Origin of the sequence: Pseudomonas sp. Irchel s3a12 (genome assembly GCF_900187485.1) — a bacterium.
GTDB classification, from domain to species: domain Bacteria; phylum Pseudomonadota; class Gammaproteobacteria; order Pseudomonadales; family Pseudomonadaceae; genus Aquipseudomonas; species Aquipseudomonas neuropathica.
In genome coordinates, this window is record NZ_FYDN01000003.1 from 215,399 (window position 1) to 229,888 (window position 14,490).

Annotated in this window: 16 protein-coding genes; 9 read left to right on the top strand and 7 right to left on the bottom strand. The window is 58.3% G+C overall.

Features of this window, described 5'->3' with window-relative positions:
• Position 1: 1 nt before the first annotated feature.
• On the top strand, positions 2-358 hold the full coding sequence (locus CKW14_RS07160) for a hypothetical protein (RefSeq protein ID WP_016984020.1): 357 nt from the start codon (positions 2-4) through the stop codon (positions 356-358).
• 4 nt (positions 359-362) lie between these two features.
• On the opposite strand, the gene CKW14_RS07165 is transcribed toward CKW14_RS07160, so the two are convergent.
• Both CKW14_RS07165 and zigA read right to left on the bottom strand, forming a co-directional pair.
• Positions 363-1,007 carry a DUF1826 domain-containing protein gene (locus CKW14_RS07165; RefSeq protein ID WP_095125062.1) on the bottom strand — a complete coding sequence of 215 codons (645 nt, stop codon included), beginning with the start codon at positions 1,005-1,007 and terminating at the stop codon, positions 363-365.
• Complete coding sequence (gene zigA / locus CKW14_RS07170; protein ID WP_095125063.1) at positions 1,007-2,212, bottom strand: zinc metallochaperone GTPase ZigA; 1,206 nt, start codon at positions 2,210-2,212, stop codon at positions 1,007-1,009. The genes CKW14_RS07165 and zigA overlap by 1 nt, the downstream gene beginning before the upstream one ends.
• Before the next feature lie 223 nt (positions 2,213-2,435).
• Between zigA and CKW14_RS07175 the strand changes: the two genes are divergently transcribed.
• A complete protein-coding gene (locus tag CKW14_RS07175) occupies positions 2,436-2,813 on the top strand; it encodes a glutamine synthetase (protein ID WP_095049678.1) in 378 nt (125 codons plus the stop codon).
• On the opposite strand, the gene CKW14_RS07180 is transcribed toward CKW14_RS07175, so the two are convergent.
• Positions 2,810-4,012: an N-acetylmuramoyl-L-alanine amidase gene (locus tag CKW14_RS07180; protein ID WP_095125064.1), complete on the bottom strand. Its 1,203-nt coding sequence runs from the start codon at positions 4,010-4,012 to the stop codon at positions 2,810-2,812. The two genes, CKW14_RS07175 and CKW14_RS07180, sit on opposite strands and share 4 nt — an antisense overlap.
• Before the next feature lie 84 nt (positions 4,013-4,096).
• Here CKW14_RS07180 and folE2 point away from each other — a divergent pair, with 84 nt between their 5' ends.
• The 6 genes from folE2 to CKW14_RS07210 are packed head-to-tail and all read left to right on the top strand — an operon-like array spanning position 4,097 to position 9,304.
• Complete coding sequence (gene folE2 / locus CKW14_RS07185) at positions 4,097-4,993, top strand: GTP cyclohydrolase FolE2 (RefSeq protein WP_095049612.1); 897 nt, start codon at positions 4,097-4,099, stop codon at positions 4,991-4,993.
• Complete coding sequence (locus tag CKW14_RS07190; RefSeq protein ID WP_093429590.1) at positions 4,990-5,658, top strand: metal ABC transporter ATP-binding protein; 669 nt, start codon at positions 4,990-4,992, stop codon at positions 5,656-5,658. Before folE2 ends, CKW14_RS07190 begins: the two co-directional genes overlap by 4 nt.
• The gene (locus tag CKW14_RS07195; RefSeq protein ID WP_093429589.1) at positions 5,658-6,524 is read left to right on the top strand and encodes a metal ABC transporter permease; all 867 of its coding nucleotides are present in this window, start codon (positions 5,658-5,660) and stop codon (positions 6,522-6,524) included. The genes CKW14_RS07190 and CKW14_RS07195 overlap by 1 nt, the downstream gene beginning before the upstream one ends.
• Positions 6,525-6,535: 11 nt before the next feature.
• Entirely contained in the window at positions 6,536-7,411 is an 876-nt protein-coding gene (locus CKW14_RS07200; protein ID WP_095125065.1) for a metal ABC transporter substrate-binding protein, read from the top strand.
• Positions 7,408-7,968, top strand: coding sequence for a carbonate dehydratase (locus tag CKW14_RS07205; protein ID WP_095125066.1), 561 nt, complete (start codon positions 7,408-7,410; stop codon positions 7,966-7,968). The genes CKW14_RS07200 and CKW14_RS07205 overlap by 4 nt, the downstream gene beginning before the upstream one ends.
• 4 nt (positions 7,969-7,972) lie before the next feature.
• Positions 7,973-9,304, top strand: coding sequence for a dihydroorotase (locus tag CKW14_RS07210; RefSeq protein WP_095125067.1), 1,332 nt, complete (start codon positions 7,973-7,975; stop codon positions 9,302-9,304).
• Between the two features lie 104 nt (positions 9,305-9,408).
• Here CKW14_RS07210 and CKW14_RS07215 read toward each other — a convergent pair whose 3' ends face one another.
• Complete coding sequence (locus CKW14_RS07215; RefSeq protein ID WP_034152149.1) at positions 9,409-9,927, bottom strand: DUF3617 domain-containing protein; 519 nt, start codon at positions 9,925-9,927, stop codon at positions 9,409-9,411.
• 131 nt (positions 9,928-10,058) lie between these two features.
• On the opposite strand from CKW14_RS07215, the gene cls reads away from it, so the two are divergent.
• Entirely contained in the window at positions 10,059-11,498 is a 1,440-nt protein-coding gene (gene cls / locus CKW14_RS07220; protein WP_095049609.1) for a cardiolipin synthase, read from the top strand.
• A gap of 35 nt (positions 11,499-11,533) precedes the next feature.
• Here cls and cfaB read toward each other — a convergent pair whose 3' ends face one another.
• The 3 genes from cfaB to CKW14_RS07235 form a co-directional block, all read right to left on the bottom strand.
• Positions 11,534-12,721 (bottom strand): C17 cyclopropane fatty acid synthase CfaB, encoded by a 1,188-nt coding sequence (gene cfaB, locus CKW14_RS07225; RefSeq protein WP_095125068.1) that lies wholly within the window; start codon positions 12,719-12,721, stop codon positions 11,534-11,536.
• A gap of 85 nt (positions 12,722-12,806) precedes the next feature.
• Entirely contained in the window at positions 12,807-13,595 is a 789-nt protein-coding gene (locus tag CKW14_RS07230; RefSeq protein ID WP_095125069.1) for a DNA-binding domain-containing protein, read from the bottom strand.
• Positions 13,586-14,431: a DUF692 domain-containing protein gene (locus tag CKW14_RS07235; RefSeq protein WP_095125070.1), complete on the bottom strand. Its 846-nt coding sequence runs from the start codon at positions 14,429-14,431 to the stop codon at positions 13,586-13,588. Before CKW14_RS07235 ends, CKW14_RS07230 begins: the two co-directional genes overlap by 10 nt.
• Positions 14,432-14,490 lie beyond the last annotated feature (59 nt).

The following is a 14,490-nucleotide window of genomic DNA, read 5'->3' on the forward strand; positions in this document are numbered from 1 at the left end:
GATGCGTTGGATGGGATGGTCGTTGCTGTTGACGCTACTGTCGAGTGAAGCGTGGGCTCAGGCCTGCGTGGTGCACAGTCAGGGCGAGCGGCTCGACGTCAAAGTATGTCAGCAGAACCGCAATATCCCGGAGAAACTGTTCAACGACGGTTTCTGCCAGCCGACGCTGGCCGGACAGAAAGTCGAAGTGCAGTACGTCGACCAGTGCCCGAGCGGTGCATTTGGCGTATGCAGCAACGCACAAGTCGCCAATATGCCTTATCGCCAGGATATCCACTATTACGGCGTCGCCACCGATGCCGCGTATCTGAAGCCATACTGCGAAGGCCAGAGCCAGGGTTCTTGGCTCAAGCCTTGACGCATTAGCCAAGCCAGTCGAGGGTCAGAATCAAGCGGCGCTGGCCCGCGGCGGGTTGCGGCGAGCGGTGAATCAGGCCGAAGCCTTCATTGCCATGCCATTTCTCGCCTTTCAACAGCGCTACATCGCCGCTGTCGAGTTGCTGGATTTGCACGTGGGGCTCCGCGTTCGCCTGCCCCAGCTGACTGCGATCCATCACACCCTCGTTGAGCCATTGGCTGCCGACACCCGCATAAGTCGTGATCAGTCGCACCGGCACGTGATCGACATGGAAGCGTGGACACATGGCTTTATCGAGCACCCGCAGGCGCAGACCTACACGCTTTGCCCCCAGTAAGCAGGCGAATGCGCTGACCAGCCATTTCAGGTCGGCGATAAAACCCTCGTAACCTTCCAGATCACGGAAGCCTGATGCCAGGCCGGTGAGATCGGGTTCGGCGTCCTCATCCGGCAACTCAAGGCACAACGATTCCGCCAAGGGCTCATTGAGCGACAGCAGCAGGTGAGCGAACTCGCTGATGTGCAACGGCAGTTGGCGTTGCCAGACGGCGAGGTTGGTGTCGTCTTCGAGGATTCGCGTCAACGCTTTCGGTGTCGGACCTTGATGCTGATGGCGCGTACGGTTCTGCAGCAGCTTTAGCGCGAGCATCAGGCAGCCTCTTCGTGCCAAGGGCCGAACGGATCTGGCAACAATCGCCAGCCTTCGACACCGAGCGCCATTTCTTCATCGGTGAGCAGGCAGGCATCCAGTTCGGCTGAGAGCTGCAGGAAATCAATGTTCTGACCGATAAACACCAGTTCCTGACGGCAGTCTCCTACGCTCGACAGCCAGTTTTCCATGATCGCGGCGGTGCTTTCCTGATCTTGTGGCCACTGCTCCTTTGGCACGAAACGCCACCAGCGCCCGGCAAAACCGTGGCGCATCAAACCACCGGCCTGCGACCAACTGCCGGCGTCGGTGGGTTTGCTCGCGAGCCAGAAGAAACCTTTGGAGCGCAGCAATTTCCCGTTCAGCCAAGGACGATCGATAAAGCTGAAAAAGCGTTGCGGGTGAAAGGGCCGACGGGCGCGATAGGCTGTGGAGGCGATGCCGTACTCATCGGTTTCCGGCACGTGTTCGCCGCGTAATTCCTGCAGCCAACCCGGTGCCTGTGCGGCTTTCTCGAAGTCGAAACGTCCGGTATTGAGGATTTTCTCCAGCGGCACCTCACCCATCACCATCGGGATGATTTCCGCTTGGGCGTTGAGACGCTGGAGGATCGCGATCAACTCCTCACGCTCGCGCTGGCTGATCAAGTCGATCTTGCTGATCAACAGCACATCGGCGAACTCGATCTGTTCGATCAACAGATCCGTGATGGAGCGCTCGTCTTCCTCGCCCAGGATCTCGCCACGGGAGGCGAGGCTTTCCGCTGCCTGGTAGTCCGGCAGGAAGTTCACACCGTCGACTACAGTGACCATGGTGTCCAGACGCGCGATGTCGGAGAGACTCTGGCCGTGCTCATCGCGGAAGGTAAACGTCTCTGCCACGGGCAACGGCTCGGAAATCCCGGTGGATTCGATCAGGAGATAATCGAAGCGATTTTCACGGGCCAGCTTGCTGACCTCTTCCAGCAGGTCTTCGCGTAACGTACAGCAGATACAACCATTACTCATTTCGACTATTCTTTCTTCTGCACGATTCAGGCTGACATCACGCTGGACTTCGCTGCCATCAATGTTGATTTCGCTCATATCATTAACGATAACAGCCACGCGCATACCCTCTCGATTACGTAGTACGTAATTCAAAAGTGTACTTTTTCCGGCGCCGAGAAATCCTGAAAGTACGGTGACGGGCAATTCTGCTGACATTGGATAATCCTCTTCAGAAGGCAGCCAATTGGCGCTTTTACTGGCGCATGGCGTTTTTGCGCTTCCTACGGTGGCTCACGTAGAAAACCAACGCCTTGAAATCGGGCTGCCCAGGCTTAATTCAAACCAATGTTATAGTATAACAATAAAAAGAAACCAGCCTTCTCTTGTCTTGATCGACAAACAACAGGAAGCTTCGCCAATCCCGCACCCGGAAATCGCCATGAGAAATGCGCTGAAATGCTCGATGTTGAGCCTTGGGTTGTTGCTGGGCGGCAATGCCTGCGCGCAATTGCCGGCACTCGCCAGCTGCACACGCAGCGCCAACCTGCTGGCTTGTGTCGACGCCGATGGCAACGCTTATAGCGTCAATACCGTCGGCAACACCCTTTATCTGCGCGGTTTTGAAAAGACTGGCCGGCGTTATTGGGCGCAAACCAACAGCCGTTTCGGGCAATTGACGTTCTTCACCGGGGTCGCCTCTGATGGCGAAGCCTGGGTTGGTTACACCCGACGTGTCGGCTGGACGACCATCAATCGTTTCTCCAGCTCGGGCGGTAGCAGCGCAAAATTCACCTGCAGCCGCATTACCGGCTGTTAAACCTGGTTGTTTTTCTGCGCCTGCTGCCAGGCAAGGTAGCTGTCGATGGGCGGATTCTTTGCAAAATAACGCTGCAATCCTTCAAACAACCCGTTGGGCACGGCCTGCTGATGTCGCGCAGTAACCAGCCGTTGACTGTCGCGCGCATTGGAAATGAAGCCGGTCTCCACCAGAATTGAAGGTACATCTGGCGATTTCAGAACCGCGAATCCTGCCTGTTCCACACGCTTCTGATGCAGCGTAGTGATGCCGGCCAGACTGCCAAGTACCGTGCTGCCCAACTGCAGACTGGCAGCGATCGTCGCGTTCATCGACATGTCGAGAATCACCCCCGCCAGCATCGGATCCTTACCTTTCAGGTTGAGCAGACTGGTGGCGCCGAGCAGATCCGCACCATTCTCCCGCTGCGCCATGAAGCGTGCCGTCGCCGATGTCGCACCGCCCTCAGACAGGCAATATACCGACGCGCCGGAAGCAGTCAGACGCGGCGCTGCATCGGCATGCACTGAGATAAACATGTCCGCCTTATGCTGACGCGCGATCTCCACGCGTTTGCGCAACGGCACGAAAAAGTCGTCATTGCGCACCAGTTTTACATCGAAGCCCCTCTCTTTTTTCAGGCGTTTGGCGAGCAGTTGCGCAATGGCAAGCACCACATCCTTTTCCCTTTCGCCCTTGGCACCGACAGCACCGGGATCCTTTCCACCGTGCCCTGGGTCAACGACAACAATGATGTCTCGTCTTGGATGCGCTTTCAGCGCAGGTGTTTCACGTGGAACCATTGGCGTATTTGGCGTGGATTTGGCGCTAACCAGATCCAGAACCAAGCGATGGCCCTGGCCGTCCTGCGGCGCCAAAAGGAAGCTGTTTAATAGCACCGGATTGCTCAGATCCAGAACAATCCGCGTGTCACCGTGACCAAAAGGCCCGGAGCGAATCGAACGAATCACCGTTCCATTTAGCGCGAGCTGACGGAAATCTGCGTCAACGCTCGCACTGGACACATCAATTATCAGACGTTCCGGGGCCGTTAGCGTGAAGGTTTTATAGCGCACCGGGCCGCTTAGATCGAACACCAACCGCAGCTTTTCATCCGAGCGCCATAGGCGCGCATTACGAATTTGCGTAGCTGAAACTCTGAAAGGGAGAGCGAGGGCCGCGCTGGCCAGGATCAGATTAAGCAAGTGGCGTCTGTGCATATGAAAGCCTGTTCATGAAAAAGGCATCGTGATTTGAATTGTTATAATGTAACATTCAATTCAATCAACACGACGGTCCCGAACATGAATTCGATGACACTTCCGGATATCGCCGCGCAGGTCGCACGCCAAACTTTGCCACTCGAATGGGTGGGCATGCGCGGCATTGCGTTACCTGTTTTGTTAGAGGGTCAGCGCTTGAGCGCCAAGGCTGATGCGGGTGTCAGTCTTGATGATGGCGAGGCGCGTGGCATTCACATGTCGCGGCTGTATCTGGCCTTGGAAGCGCTCGAACAGAAGAACCTGTCCCCAGCGCTACTGCATCAGGTGCTCAAGGATTTCCTGCAAAGCCACGAAGGTTTATCCAACCGCGCCTACCTGAATATCCACACCGATTTGCTGCTGAAGAGGTCAGCGCTGATCAGCCCATTGGCCGGCTGGAAGTCTTATCCCGCGAGCATTTTCGCCAGCCTGATAAATGAAGTGTTCCACGTGGAACTCAAAATCGAAGTGCCCTACTCCTCAACTTGCCCTTGCTCAGCAGCCTTGGCGCGACAGTTGATCCAGCAGAAATTCATCGCCGACTTCGCCAACAACGCTCTACAACACGCCGACGTTCTGGCATGGCTTGGCTCGACCCAAGGCATCCTTGCCACGCCTCACAGCCAACGCAGCACAGCACAATTGCACCTTCACCTCGACGACTTCATTGATGAGTTTCCTCTTAGCGTGATCATCAATGACGCTGAAGCTGCCCTCGGCACCGCCGTACAAACCGCCGTGAAACGCGCAGACGAACAAGCCTTCGCCCTCGCCAACGGGCAGAACCTGATGTTCTGCGAAGACGCGGCACGCCGCCTGAATCTGGCCCTGCGACGTACTCCCGGTATCAGCGCATTTCAACTGCGAGTGATCCACGCCGAAAGTCTTCACGCTCACGACGCCGTCGCCGAAAGCCATTGGCAGCGTGAGCAAGCATGATCCGCTGCCAATCCCTGAGTTGGGGTGCGCCCGGCCAACCACTGACCGTGCCCCTGGACCTTGAACTCGACAGCGGCAGCCTGACGGCAATCATCGGTGCCAACGGCTGTGGCAAAAGCAGCCTGCTGAAAGTGATCGCTGGGCTACAAAAGCCATTGGCAGGCAATGTCGGGCTGAGTGTCCCACGTCAAAGCGGATTGTCCTTTCTGCCCCAGCAACAGCATCTGGATCGCCAATTCCCCATCAGCCTCGAAGATCTGGTCGCCGCCGGTTTCTGGGGACGCAGGCTCTCGACTCAACTACGAAGCCAGCGCTTGAAAGACGCACTGGCGAACTGGCACCTGAGCGGACTCGAGCAACGCCCACTCATGGCCCTGTCCGGTGGCGAACTGCAACGCGCCCTGCTCGCTCGACTGAGCCTGACCGACGCGCCCGTGCTGCTGCTCGACGAGCCCCACGCCGCACTCGATGAACTCGGTCAGCAGTTGCTCTGGCAGCACATCCACGGCTGGCACGGCGAAGGTCGGACACTGGTCGTGGTGTGTCACGACCTCGCCGCCGTACGCCAACACATCCCCAAAACGTTGCTGATCAAAAACCGCGACTGCGTGTTTGGTGCGAGCGCAGAACTCATTCAGCAAACACCTCACACACAGGTGGCCTGATGCTCACCGTCGCCCACCTCTGGCAACCATTTAATGAGTTCGTGTTCATGCGCCGTGCCCTGCTCGGCGGACTGGTATTGGCGTGCAGCACCGCTCCCCTCGGCGTGTTCTTGATCCTGCGACGGATGAGCCTGATCGGTGACGCCGTGGCCCACGGTATCCTTCCCGGCGCGGCATTGGGTTTCTGGTTTGCCGGACTGAGCCTGCCCGCGCTAACGCTGGGAGGCTTAGGCGCCGGTTTGAGCATGGCTGGCCTCGCCGCCTGGATCACCCGCCGCACGGGCCTGCGCGAAGACGCCAGTCTCGCTGCGATCTATCCAATCTCGCTGGCCAGTGGCGTACTCATCCTCGGCATCGCCGGCAAACGCCTCGACCTGTTGCACCTGCTGTTCGGCTCAGCACTGGCCGTCGATGGTCCGACCCTCACCGGCATGTTGTGGGTTTCGGGATTCAGCCTGATCGCCATGGCGCTGATCTACAAACCGCTGCTGCTCGACACCCTCGACCCGTTGTTCTTGAGAACCGTCAGCCGCCTCGGCCCACTCGCCCATGGCGTGTTCCTGACGCTGGTCGTACTCAATCTGGTGATCGGTTTCCAGGCCATCGGCGCGCTGATGGTAGTCGGCCTGATGATGCTTCCCGCTGCGGCTTCGCGATTCTGGAGCCGCCGGCTGCCGACCCTGATTGCCATCGCGGCCGTCATCGGTTGCCTCTCGGTCTGGTTCGGCTTGCTGCTGTCGTTCTACTACTCGCTGCCGAGCGGCCCGGCCATCGTGCTGATCGCCGGCCTTGGCTATCTGTTGTCCGTGGTGTTCGGGCCGGTGCACGGTCTGTTGCGCCGCCCGCCTTTGCTCACATCCCAATGAGGTGTTTCCCGATGCGCGCTCTACTCGTGCTGTTCAGCCTGATGCTGTCGATGTCATTGTCGGCCGCGGAAAAACTGCCCGTGGTCACCAGCTTCAGCATCCTCGCCGACATGGTCCATCAGGTCGGCGGCGAACATGTCCAGATCACCAACATGGTTGGACCGGACGCTGACGCTCACACTTACGAGCCGACGCCAGACGATGCCAAAGCCCTTCTGAAGGCCAAACTGATCGTCAAGAATGGCTTGGGTTTCGAGCCATGGCTGGATCGTCTGGTCACCAGTACCGAGACCAAAACCACGGTCATCAGTGCCAGTCACGGCGTGATTCCACGCTCGCTGGATGAAGACGGCCAAACCGTTCCCGACCCGCATGCCTGGCACAATCTGGCGAACGCCGAGTTGTACGTCGCCAATATCACCAAAGCACTGATCGCTGCGGATCCCGCGAACAAAGCCGATTACGAACGCAACAGCAAAACCTACCTGAAGCAGATCTACGCCCTGCTCGCCGAAGCCAAAGCCAAACTCGGTGCGCTGCCACCGGGCAACCGCAAGATCGTTACCAGCCATGATGCTTTCGGATATCTCGGTCAGGCCTACGGTATCGACTTCATGGCACCGCAAGGCCTGTCCACCGAACGCGACCCCTCGGCTGCCGAAGTCGCCGCGGCGATCACCCAGATTCGCCATGCCCACGTCAAAGCGGTGTTCATGGAAAACATCAAGGACGCACGCCTGCTCAAACAGATCGCTGACGAAAGCGGCGCGCACATTGGCGGCACGCTGTACTCGGATGCCCTCGCCGCCAGCGGTCCCGCCAGTACCTTCACCGGTCTGTTCGAATACAACCTCAACACTCTTTACGACGCACTGAGCCAACCATGATCCGCAAGAATCCTTCAGGTCATTTGCCCCACATTGCCGAGTCGGCCTACGTCGATAAAACCGCGATTATCTGCGGCAAAGTGGTGATCGGCGAGAACGTCTTCGTTGGCCCCTACGCAGTCATTCGCGCCGACGAAGTGGACGCCTCAGGCGAGATGGAGCCGATCATCATCGGCGCCAATTCGAATATCCAGGACGGCGTGGTCATCCATTCCAAATCCGGCGCGGCTGTGACCATCGGTGAGTACAGTTCCATCGCCCACCGCTCGATCGTGCACGGCCCCTGCGTCGTCGGCGATCGAGTGTTCATCGGTTTCAACAGTGTCCTGTTCAACTGCGTCGTCGGCAACGGTTGTGTGGTGCGGCACAACTCGGTGGTCGACGGTCGGGATTTGCCGGACGCTTTCTATGTGCCCTCGACGACTCGCATCGGCCCGAACACCGACCTCTCGCAATTTCCACCGGTCAGCGTCAGCGCCTCGGAGTTTTCTGAAGACGTGGCGCGCACCAACGTCGACCTGGTGCGCGGCTACAAAGCCTTGCAGAACGAGTTCTGAACCCATGAGCAGCGTGCTGATTCGCAACGCAAGGCTGGTCAACGAAGGACGCGAGTTCGACGGCGATCTGTTGGTCAGCAATGGGCGCATCGTCAAGATTGCCCGCAGCATCGAAGGCGAAAACGCCAAGGTGGAAATCGACGCGAAGGGCCAATGGCTGCTGCCGGGGATGATCGACGACCAAGTGCATTTTCGTGAGCCTGGTGCGCCAGCCAAGGGCAGCATTCATACCGAGTCGCGGGCGGCGGTCGCCGGTGGCATCACCAGTTTTATGGACATGCCGAATACAAACCCGGCCACTCTCACCCTCGAAGCGTTGGCGGATAAAAAGCGCCGGGCTGCGATCAACTCCGTGGCCAACTACGGGTTTCACTTTGGCGTGAGCCAGGACAACCTCGATACAGTGGCGGCGCTCAGTCCGTGTGAAGTCGCCGGGGTGAAAGTGTTCATGGGCGCATCGACCGGCAATATGCTGGTGGACGATCCGAAGATCCTCGAGCGACTGTTCGCCGAGGTGCCGACGATCCTCTTGGCTCACTGCGAGCACACGCCCAGCATCAACGCCAATGCCGCCAACTTGCATGAGCTGTTCGGTGATCGTTTGCCCCCGGCTGCCCATGCGTTGATCCGTAATGCCGAGACCTGTTATCGCTCTTCTTCAATAGCGGTTGATCTGGCGAAACGTCACGGCACGCGCCTGCATGTTTTGCACCTGACCACGGCGCGTGAACTGGCGTTGTTCGAGGACAGACCGCTGGCGCAAAAACACATCACGGCGGAAGTCTGCCTGCACCATTTGCTGTTTGATGATCGCGACTATCCCCACCTCGGCAACCTGATCAAATGCAATCCGGCGATCAAAACCCAATCCGATCGCGATGCACTACGCGCGGCACTGAACAGCAATCGACTGGACGTGATCGGCAGTGACCATGCACCGCATACCTGGGCTGAAAAACAGCGACCTTATACGCAGGCACCTGCGGGATTGCCTTTAGTGCAGCACGCGTTACCGGCACTGCTAGAGTTGGTGGCGGACGATGTGCTGCCAATCACTACGCTGGTGGCGAAGACCAGCCACAGAGTCGCGGATCTTTTTGCGATTCCCGATCGTGGGTATCTACGTGAGGGCTACTGGGCGGATCTGGTATTGGTTGAACCGCAAGCCCTGGAGGTAAATCGGCAACCCATTCTGTCGCAGTGCGGATGGACACCGTTTGCCGGGCGCAGCTTTCGGCATCGGGTGAATGCGACGATGGTGTCGGGGCAGATTGCCTGGCGGGAGGGTCGGGTGAACGAGGGATGTCGGGGGCTGGCGCTGAGGTTTATGCGCTGAATACGAAGACGCTTTCGCGAGCAGGTCGAATCGTCGCACCGTCGCTCCCACATTAGACTGCATTTCAAAGGTGGGAGCGACGGTGCGACCTGCTCGCGAAGCTTTTAAGCTCTTGGCTTCACAGCGCCGCAGTCCTGACCCAACCAAACCGCGCGAGTCTCCAGACTGCCCTTCTGATTGATCCCGATCGCATTGAACGTGCCGTTGGCCACGGTGGTGAATTCACGATCACTGAGGAACGTCGCCACCCCGGTACCCTGCGCTTTCGGGCAACTGAAACGGAATTTCCACTGGTTGCCGGTGCGATCGGTAATCTGCTGTTTGCAGCCCGATTGCGGGTCGGCCAATGGAATATCGTTGGTCGCCACCTGCTCCGGCGTCAGACAGGCACGAATGCCCTTGCCGCCGATATTGATCCCGTTCTTCTCCAGCGCAGCACGCTGTTGCGGGGTCATCTGGCCTTGCAACTGGCCGAGGATCGATTGCACATCCATCGGCTGGTCATCGACCTTGACGTTGCTCGATGTCATTTCCCACAGCCCCGGCTGCAGCATCTGCGCCTGCGCAACCACCGGCAAAGCCAAACCCAGGCCCAGCGCCAAACCCAGCAGACGAACGTTCATCGAAAAACTCCTGATCAGTAGTGGCCGTTAGACGTCGGCCGATTGCTTCGGTTCATGCACCAATTAAATAGCGACATTCGCGGCAGAACATGGTCTGTTAAGCATTGAATCTTCCGGAGCAAGGCTGCCCCATGGATTATTTTGGACCGCACATTTTCGGTTATCTGATCGCCCTGATACACACCCTCGGCTTGATCGCCGCAATTCACGCGGTGCTCACCGTGCGCACGGCTCAAGGCTCGATCGCCTGGGCATTGTCGCTGATCTTCATTCCCTACCTCACGCTAATTCCGTACCTGGTATTTGGGCGCAGCACCTTTGATGGTTACATCAAGGCACGACGCCAGGCCAACGAACAGATGCGGCAGGCCATCTCCGAGTTGAACTGGCGTCCGTGGGTGGAAGAAGCGCTGACTGCACGCGCCTCGAATGCCTATGCCTCGTTACGTGCGATGCCCAAACTGGGACGTATGCCTTGCCTGGCGAATAACGAAGTGCAATTGCTGGTAAACGGCACGGCCACCTTCGACGCTATATTTCAGGCCATCGATCAAGCTAAAGAAGCGGTGCTGATTCAGTTTTTCATCATCCACGATGATCGGCTCGGTCAGCGTTTGCGTGATCTGCTACTGAAGAAGGCTGCTGAAGGCGTATCAATCCATCTGCTTTACGACCGCATCGGCAGCCACGCCCTGCCCCACAGCTATGTGCAGACGTTGCGTGATGGCGGCGTCGAGGTCAAAGCCTTCGCCACACGCAGTGGCTGGCTCAATCGTTTTCAGGTCAACTTCCGTAATCACCGCAAGATCGTCGTGGTCGATGGAGTGGTCGGGTTTGTCGGCGGGCATAACGTTGGCGATGAATACATGGGTGAAAAACCACCGCTGGCACCCTGGCGCGATACGCATGTGAAAGTGCGTGGCCCGGTCGTCGCCTGTATGCAGGAATCCTTTGCCGAAGACTGGTTCTGGGCCGCGCGTACCCTGCCGCCGCTGATCCTGCCCGACGAATACCCGGATGACGGCGTGCTCTGCCAATTGCTCGCCAGCGGCCCGGCAGATGCTTACGAAACCTGCTCGCTGTTCTTTGTTGAGGCGATCCACGCGGCGACCGAACGGGTGTGGATCACCAGCCCGTATTTCATCCCGGATGAAGCTGTATTCGCCGCCCTAAGATTGGCTGTGTTGCGGGGCGTCGATGTGCGATTGCTGCTGCCGTCGCGTCCCGATCACCGCATCGTTTACGCCGCGTCCAGTCTCTACGCCTTTGAAGCCGTGCGCGCCGGCGTACGGGTATTCCGCTACGAACCCGGTTTCCTGCATCAGAAAGTGGTGTTGATCGACAGCGAGATCAGCGCGATCGGCAGCGCCAATCTGGACAACCGTTCGTTCCGGCTGAATTTCGAAGTGATGCTGCTGACCGTCGACAGTGACTTCGCCGCCAGCGTGGAGAACATGCTTAGCGCCGATTTCGCGCAAGCCTACGAAGTCGCCAAAGAAGAAAGCCGGGAGATCCACCGCCTGCAACAGGTCGGCATGCGGATCGCCCGGCTTATTTCACCGATTCTATGAAAGCCCTCACCGGTAAGAAAAGGACTGCTTAGCGGTTAAGGGTTGTAGATATCGTCGCGCGTCCACGGCAGTTCATGGCTGCCATCCGCATGCGCCTTCACCGCGAGGATCTGGTGCAGATTGATCCAGCCGCGCGCAAACGCATAAGCGCAACCGGCCAGATACAGACGCCAGATACGCAGCGCTTGATCCGGCACCAGTTTGCCAGCGGCTTCCAGGTTGTCCTCCAGCCGCTCACTCCAGTGGTCCAGCGTGCGCGCGTAGTGCAGGCGCAGGCTTTCGACGTCGACAATCTCCAGACCGGCTTCGCTGATCTCGGCCGAGATCATCGCCAGGTGCGGTAATTCGCCGTTGGGGAAGACGTACTTCTCAATGAAATCCCCGGCACCACGTCCCACCGGACGGCCGTCGGTGTGCTTGGCGGTGATGCCATGGTTCATCACCAGACCGCCCTCCTTCACCGCGCCAAACAGGGTTTTGCAGTACTCGGCCAGGTTGGCATGGCCAACGTGTTCGAACATGCCGACGCTGACTACCTTGTCGAAACGCCCGTCCTGAGGCAGGTCGCGATAGTCGAGCAATTGCAGTTCGACCTGGTCTTCCAGGCCTTCGGCTTTGACCCGTTCGCGGGCCAGTTCCAGCTGTTCCTTGCTCAGGGTGATGCCGAACACTTTCGCACCGAACTCCCGCGCGGCATACCTGGCCAGCCCACCCCAGCCGCAACCGACATCCAGCAGATAGTCACCCGGCTGCAAACGCAGCTTGCGGCACAGGTGGCGGAATTTGGCTTGTTGCGCCTGCTCGAGGGATTCGCTGCCGGTTTCGAAATACGCGCAGGAGTAGGCCATGTCGCTGTCCAGCCAGAGCTGGTAGAACGCATTCGACAGGTCGTAATGGTAGGAAATGGCTTTGGCGTCGGTTTCCTTGTCGTGCAAGGTACGCACTGGCTGACTGTCGTCATCTTCGCCGAGCAGAGCGTTGCTCAATTCGTCGCAGACCCGGATGACCTCGCTGATCGAGCCCTCCAGTTCCAGCTTGCCTTCAACGAATGCCGCTCCGAGCGCATCAAGGCTTGGATGGGTGAACTGGCTGACCATCGTCGGGTCCTTGACCACGATGGTGACGCTGGGCGCCGGCCCCAGATTGAACTCATGGCCATCCCAGAGTCGCAGGCGCAGCGGAAGCTGCAAATTCTGTAAGGCCGGTGGAAGTTGCGCGAGCATGGAAAATCCCCCCTTGTTTCAGACGTCAGATCTGAGGGTAGACCATCCCGGAAAAATAGCAGGCTATCGATTTGATTAGCCTTGTCTATCGTTGCAGACGCTCCAGCAAACCTTCCTGAATCCACTGTTTAAGCCAGGTCACGGCTTGAAGTGGCGCGCCCTCACCATAAGTGACTGCTAACTCGGCGCACAGTTCGGCGAAATTCCAGCCACCGTTGAGTATGCCCTTGAGAGCTGAAGCTTCGGCTGGATCCAGGCTGCGGTAACTGCAGATCAACTGGTTGCGCCAGATCAGACAGATCTGTGGGATTTCGAACGGCATGTTGCCAGGGAATTCCGATTCCTCCTTTACCGAACGCCATAAAGAAAGGCTGTTGAAACGGCACTCCAGCCATTGCATGGACGGTACCGCTCTGACGCGCAATTCGGGCCACTCCTCCGGAGCCAAAGCCGCCATGGCCTCAATTGTCAGCGGCTCAGCGGCAGGTGCATCGAAAGCCAGGGTGAAGGCCCATTCGAGCGCAATCAACTCAGCCAGCGGCGCGCTCTGTTCCGGCACCAGATGCTCGCGGACGAAGCCTTCGAAGCCTCTGCCCAACCAGCGCAGGCTGAAGTGCGCAGACGGATACCGTTGGATGTAAGCCATTGCGAGGCGGTCGAATTCCTCATCGCCCAGCCAGTGCAGGCTCGTCGGAAAGTCATTGCGCAACACGTCCAGCAAACGCGCCTTGTAAGCATTGTGGTAGATCGCCAGTCCCGTGCCGACATCCAGTGTCGGGCCACCGATCAGGCTCTCGCTCAACGTCGGATTCGCGTTGGGGTCTTCTTCGAGCAGAAACGCTTCAAACGCCAGTTGCCACTCTTTCAGGAGCATGGCTGCCTCCGCGCAAGAACATTGTTCCCGAGCTGACGGGCCGTTTGCAGTTCATCAAGCAGCGCTTCTAAGGGCGGAAAATGATCGTCGCGTTCCAGCAACGTCGCCACCGGGCCGAAATGTTCGAGTGTGCGTTGATAGAGCGCCCAGACCGGATCGCTCACCGGATGGTCGTGGGTGTCGATCACGTAATCGCCGTAATCGCTGTGCCCCGCCAGATGCAGTTGGCGGACTTTATCAACGGGCAGGCTGCTGATGAAGGCCCACGGATCGAAGCCATGATTACGTGAACTGACGTAGACATTGTTCACGTCCAGCAGTAATTCGCAGCCGCTCACATGGCTGAGCAAAGCGAGAAACTCCCACTCGGTGAATTCGTCCGAGGCGCCGCGCACGTAACTGGAGACGTTTTCCAGCACCAACGGGCGCTGCAGAATATCCTGAACCTGCATCACCCGAGCAGCAATGTAAACCAGGCTTTCTTCGGTGTAAGGCAACGGCAGCAAGTCGTGTAGCTGATGGGCATTGCCGCGGCTCCAACACAGGTGATCAGAGATCCATGCCGGTCGGACGCGTTCGGCCAATTGTTTGAGTTGTTTGAGGTACTCAGGATCGAGGGCATGCGGCCCGCCGATGGACAACGATACGCCGTGCATCACCAACGGATAGCGCTCGGCGAAGGCATCGAGGTAATACAGAGCCTTGCCGCCCTGCACCATGAAGTTTTCCGAGACCACTTCGAACCAGTCGACATCCGGCGACTGCTCAAGGATCTGTTGATAATAAGCACTGCGTAAACCCAGGCCATAACCCAGAAAAGGAAAAGAGGCGGACATGTGCGGACTCCTGATAAAAAGTGGCCGCAGTGGCGCAAACCACTGCGGCAACACTTGCC

What these genes read in the sequence shown, in the direction of transcription:
- CKW14_RS07160 (WP_016984020.1), top strand. Translation starts at nt 2, where the DNA reads ATGCGTTGGATGGGATGGTCGTTGCTGTTGACGCTACTGTCGAGTGAA.
- CKW14_RS07165 (WP_095125062.1), bottom strand. Translation starts at nt 1,007, where the DNA reads ATGCTCGCGCTAAAGCTGCTGCAGAACCGTACGCGCCATCAGCATCAA.
- zigA (WP_095125063.1), bottom strand. Translation starts at nt 2,212, where the DNA reads ATGTCAGCAGAATTGCCCGTCACCGTACTTTCAGGATTTCTCGGCGCC.
- CKW14_RS07175 (WP_095049678.1), top strand. Translation starts at nt 2,436, where the DNA reads ATGAGAAATGCGCTGAAATGCTCGATGTTGAGCCTTGGGTTGTTGCTG.
- CKW14_RS07180 (WP_095125064.1), bottom strand. Translation starts at nt 4,012, where the DNA reads ATGCACAGACGCCACTTGCTTAATCTGATCCTGGCCAGCGCGGCCCTC.
- folE2 (WP_095049612.1), top strand. Translation starts at nt 4,097, where the DNA reads ATGAATTCGATGACACTTCCGGATATCGCCGCGCAGGTCGCACGCCAA.
- CKW14_RS07190 (WP_093429590.1), top strand. Translation starts at nt 4,990, where the DNA reads ATGATCCGCTGCCAATCCCTGAGTTGGGGTGCGCCCGGCCAACCACTG.
- CKW14_RS07195 (WP_093429589.1), top strand. Translation starts at nt 5,658, where the DNA reads ATGCTCACCGTCGCCCACCTCTGGCAACCATTTAATGAGTTCGTGTTC.
- CKW14_RS07200 (WP_095125065.1), top strand. Translation starts at nt 6,536, where the DNA reads ATGCGCGCTCTACTCGTGCTGTTCAGCCTGATGCTGTCGATGTCATTG.
- CKW14_RS07205 (WP_095125066.1), top strand. Translation starts at nt 7,408, where the DNA reads ATGATCCGCAAGAATCCTTCAGGTCATTTGCCCCACATTGCCGAGTCG.
- CKW14_RS07210 (WP_095125067.1), top strand. Translation starts at nt 7,973, where the DNA reads ATGAGCAGCGTGCTGATTCGCAACGCAAGGCTGGTCAACGAAGGACGC.
- CKW14_RS07215 (WP_034152149.1), bottom strand. Translation starts at nt 9,927, where the DNA reads ATGAACGTTCGTCTGCTGGGTTTGGCGCTGGGCCTGGGTTTGGCTTTG.
- cls (WP_095049609.1), top strand. Translation starts at nt 10,059, where the DNA reads ATGGATTATTTTGGACCGCACATTTTCGGTTATCTGATCGCCCTGATA.
- cfaB (WP_095125068.1), bottom strand. Translation starts at nt 12,721, where the DNA reads ATGCTCGCGCAACTTCCACCGGCCTTACAGAATTTGCAGCTTCCGCTG.
- CKW14_RS07230 (WP_095125069.1), bottom strand. Translation starts at nt 13,595, where the DNA reads ATGCTCCTGAAAGAGTGGCAACTGGCGTTTGAAGCGTTTCTGCTCGAA.
- CKW14_RS07235 (WP_095125070.1), bottom strand. Translation starts at nt 14,431, where the DNA reads ATGTCCGCCTCTTTTCCTTTTCTGGGTTATGGCCTGGGTTTACGCAGT.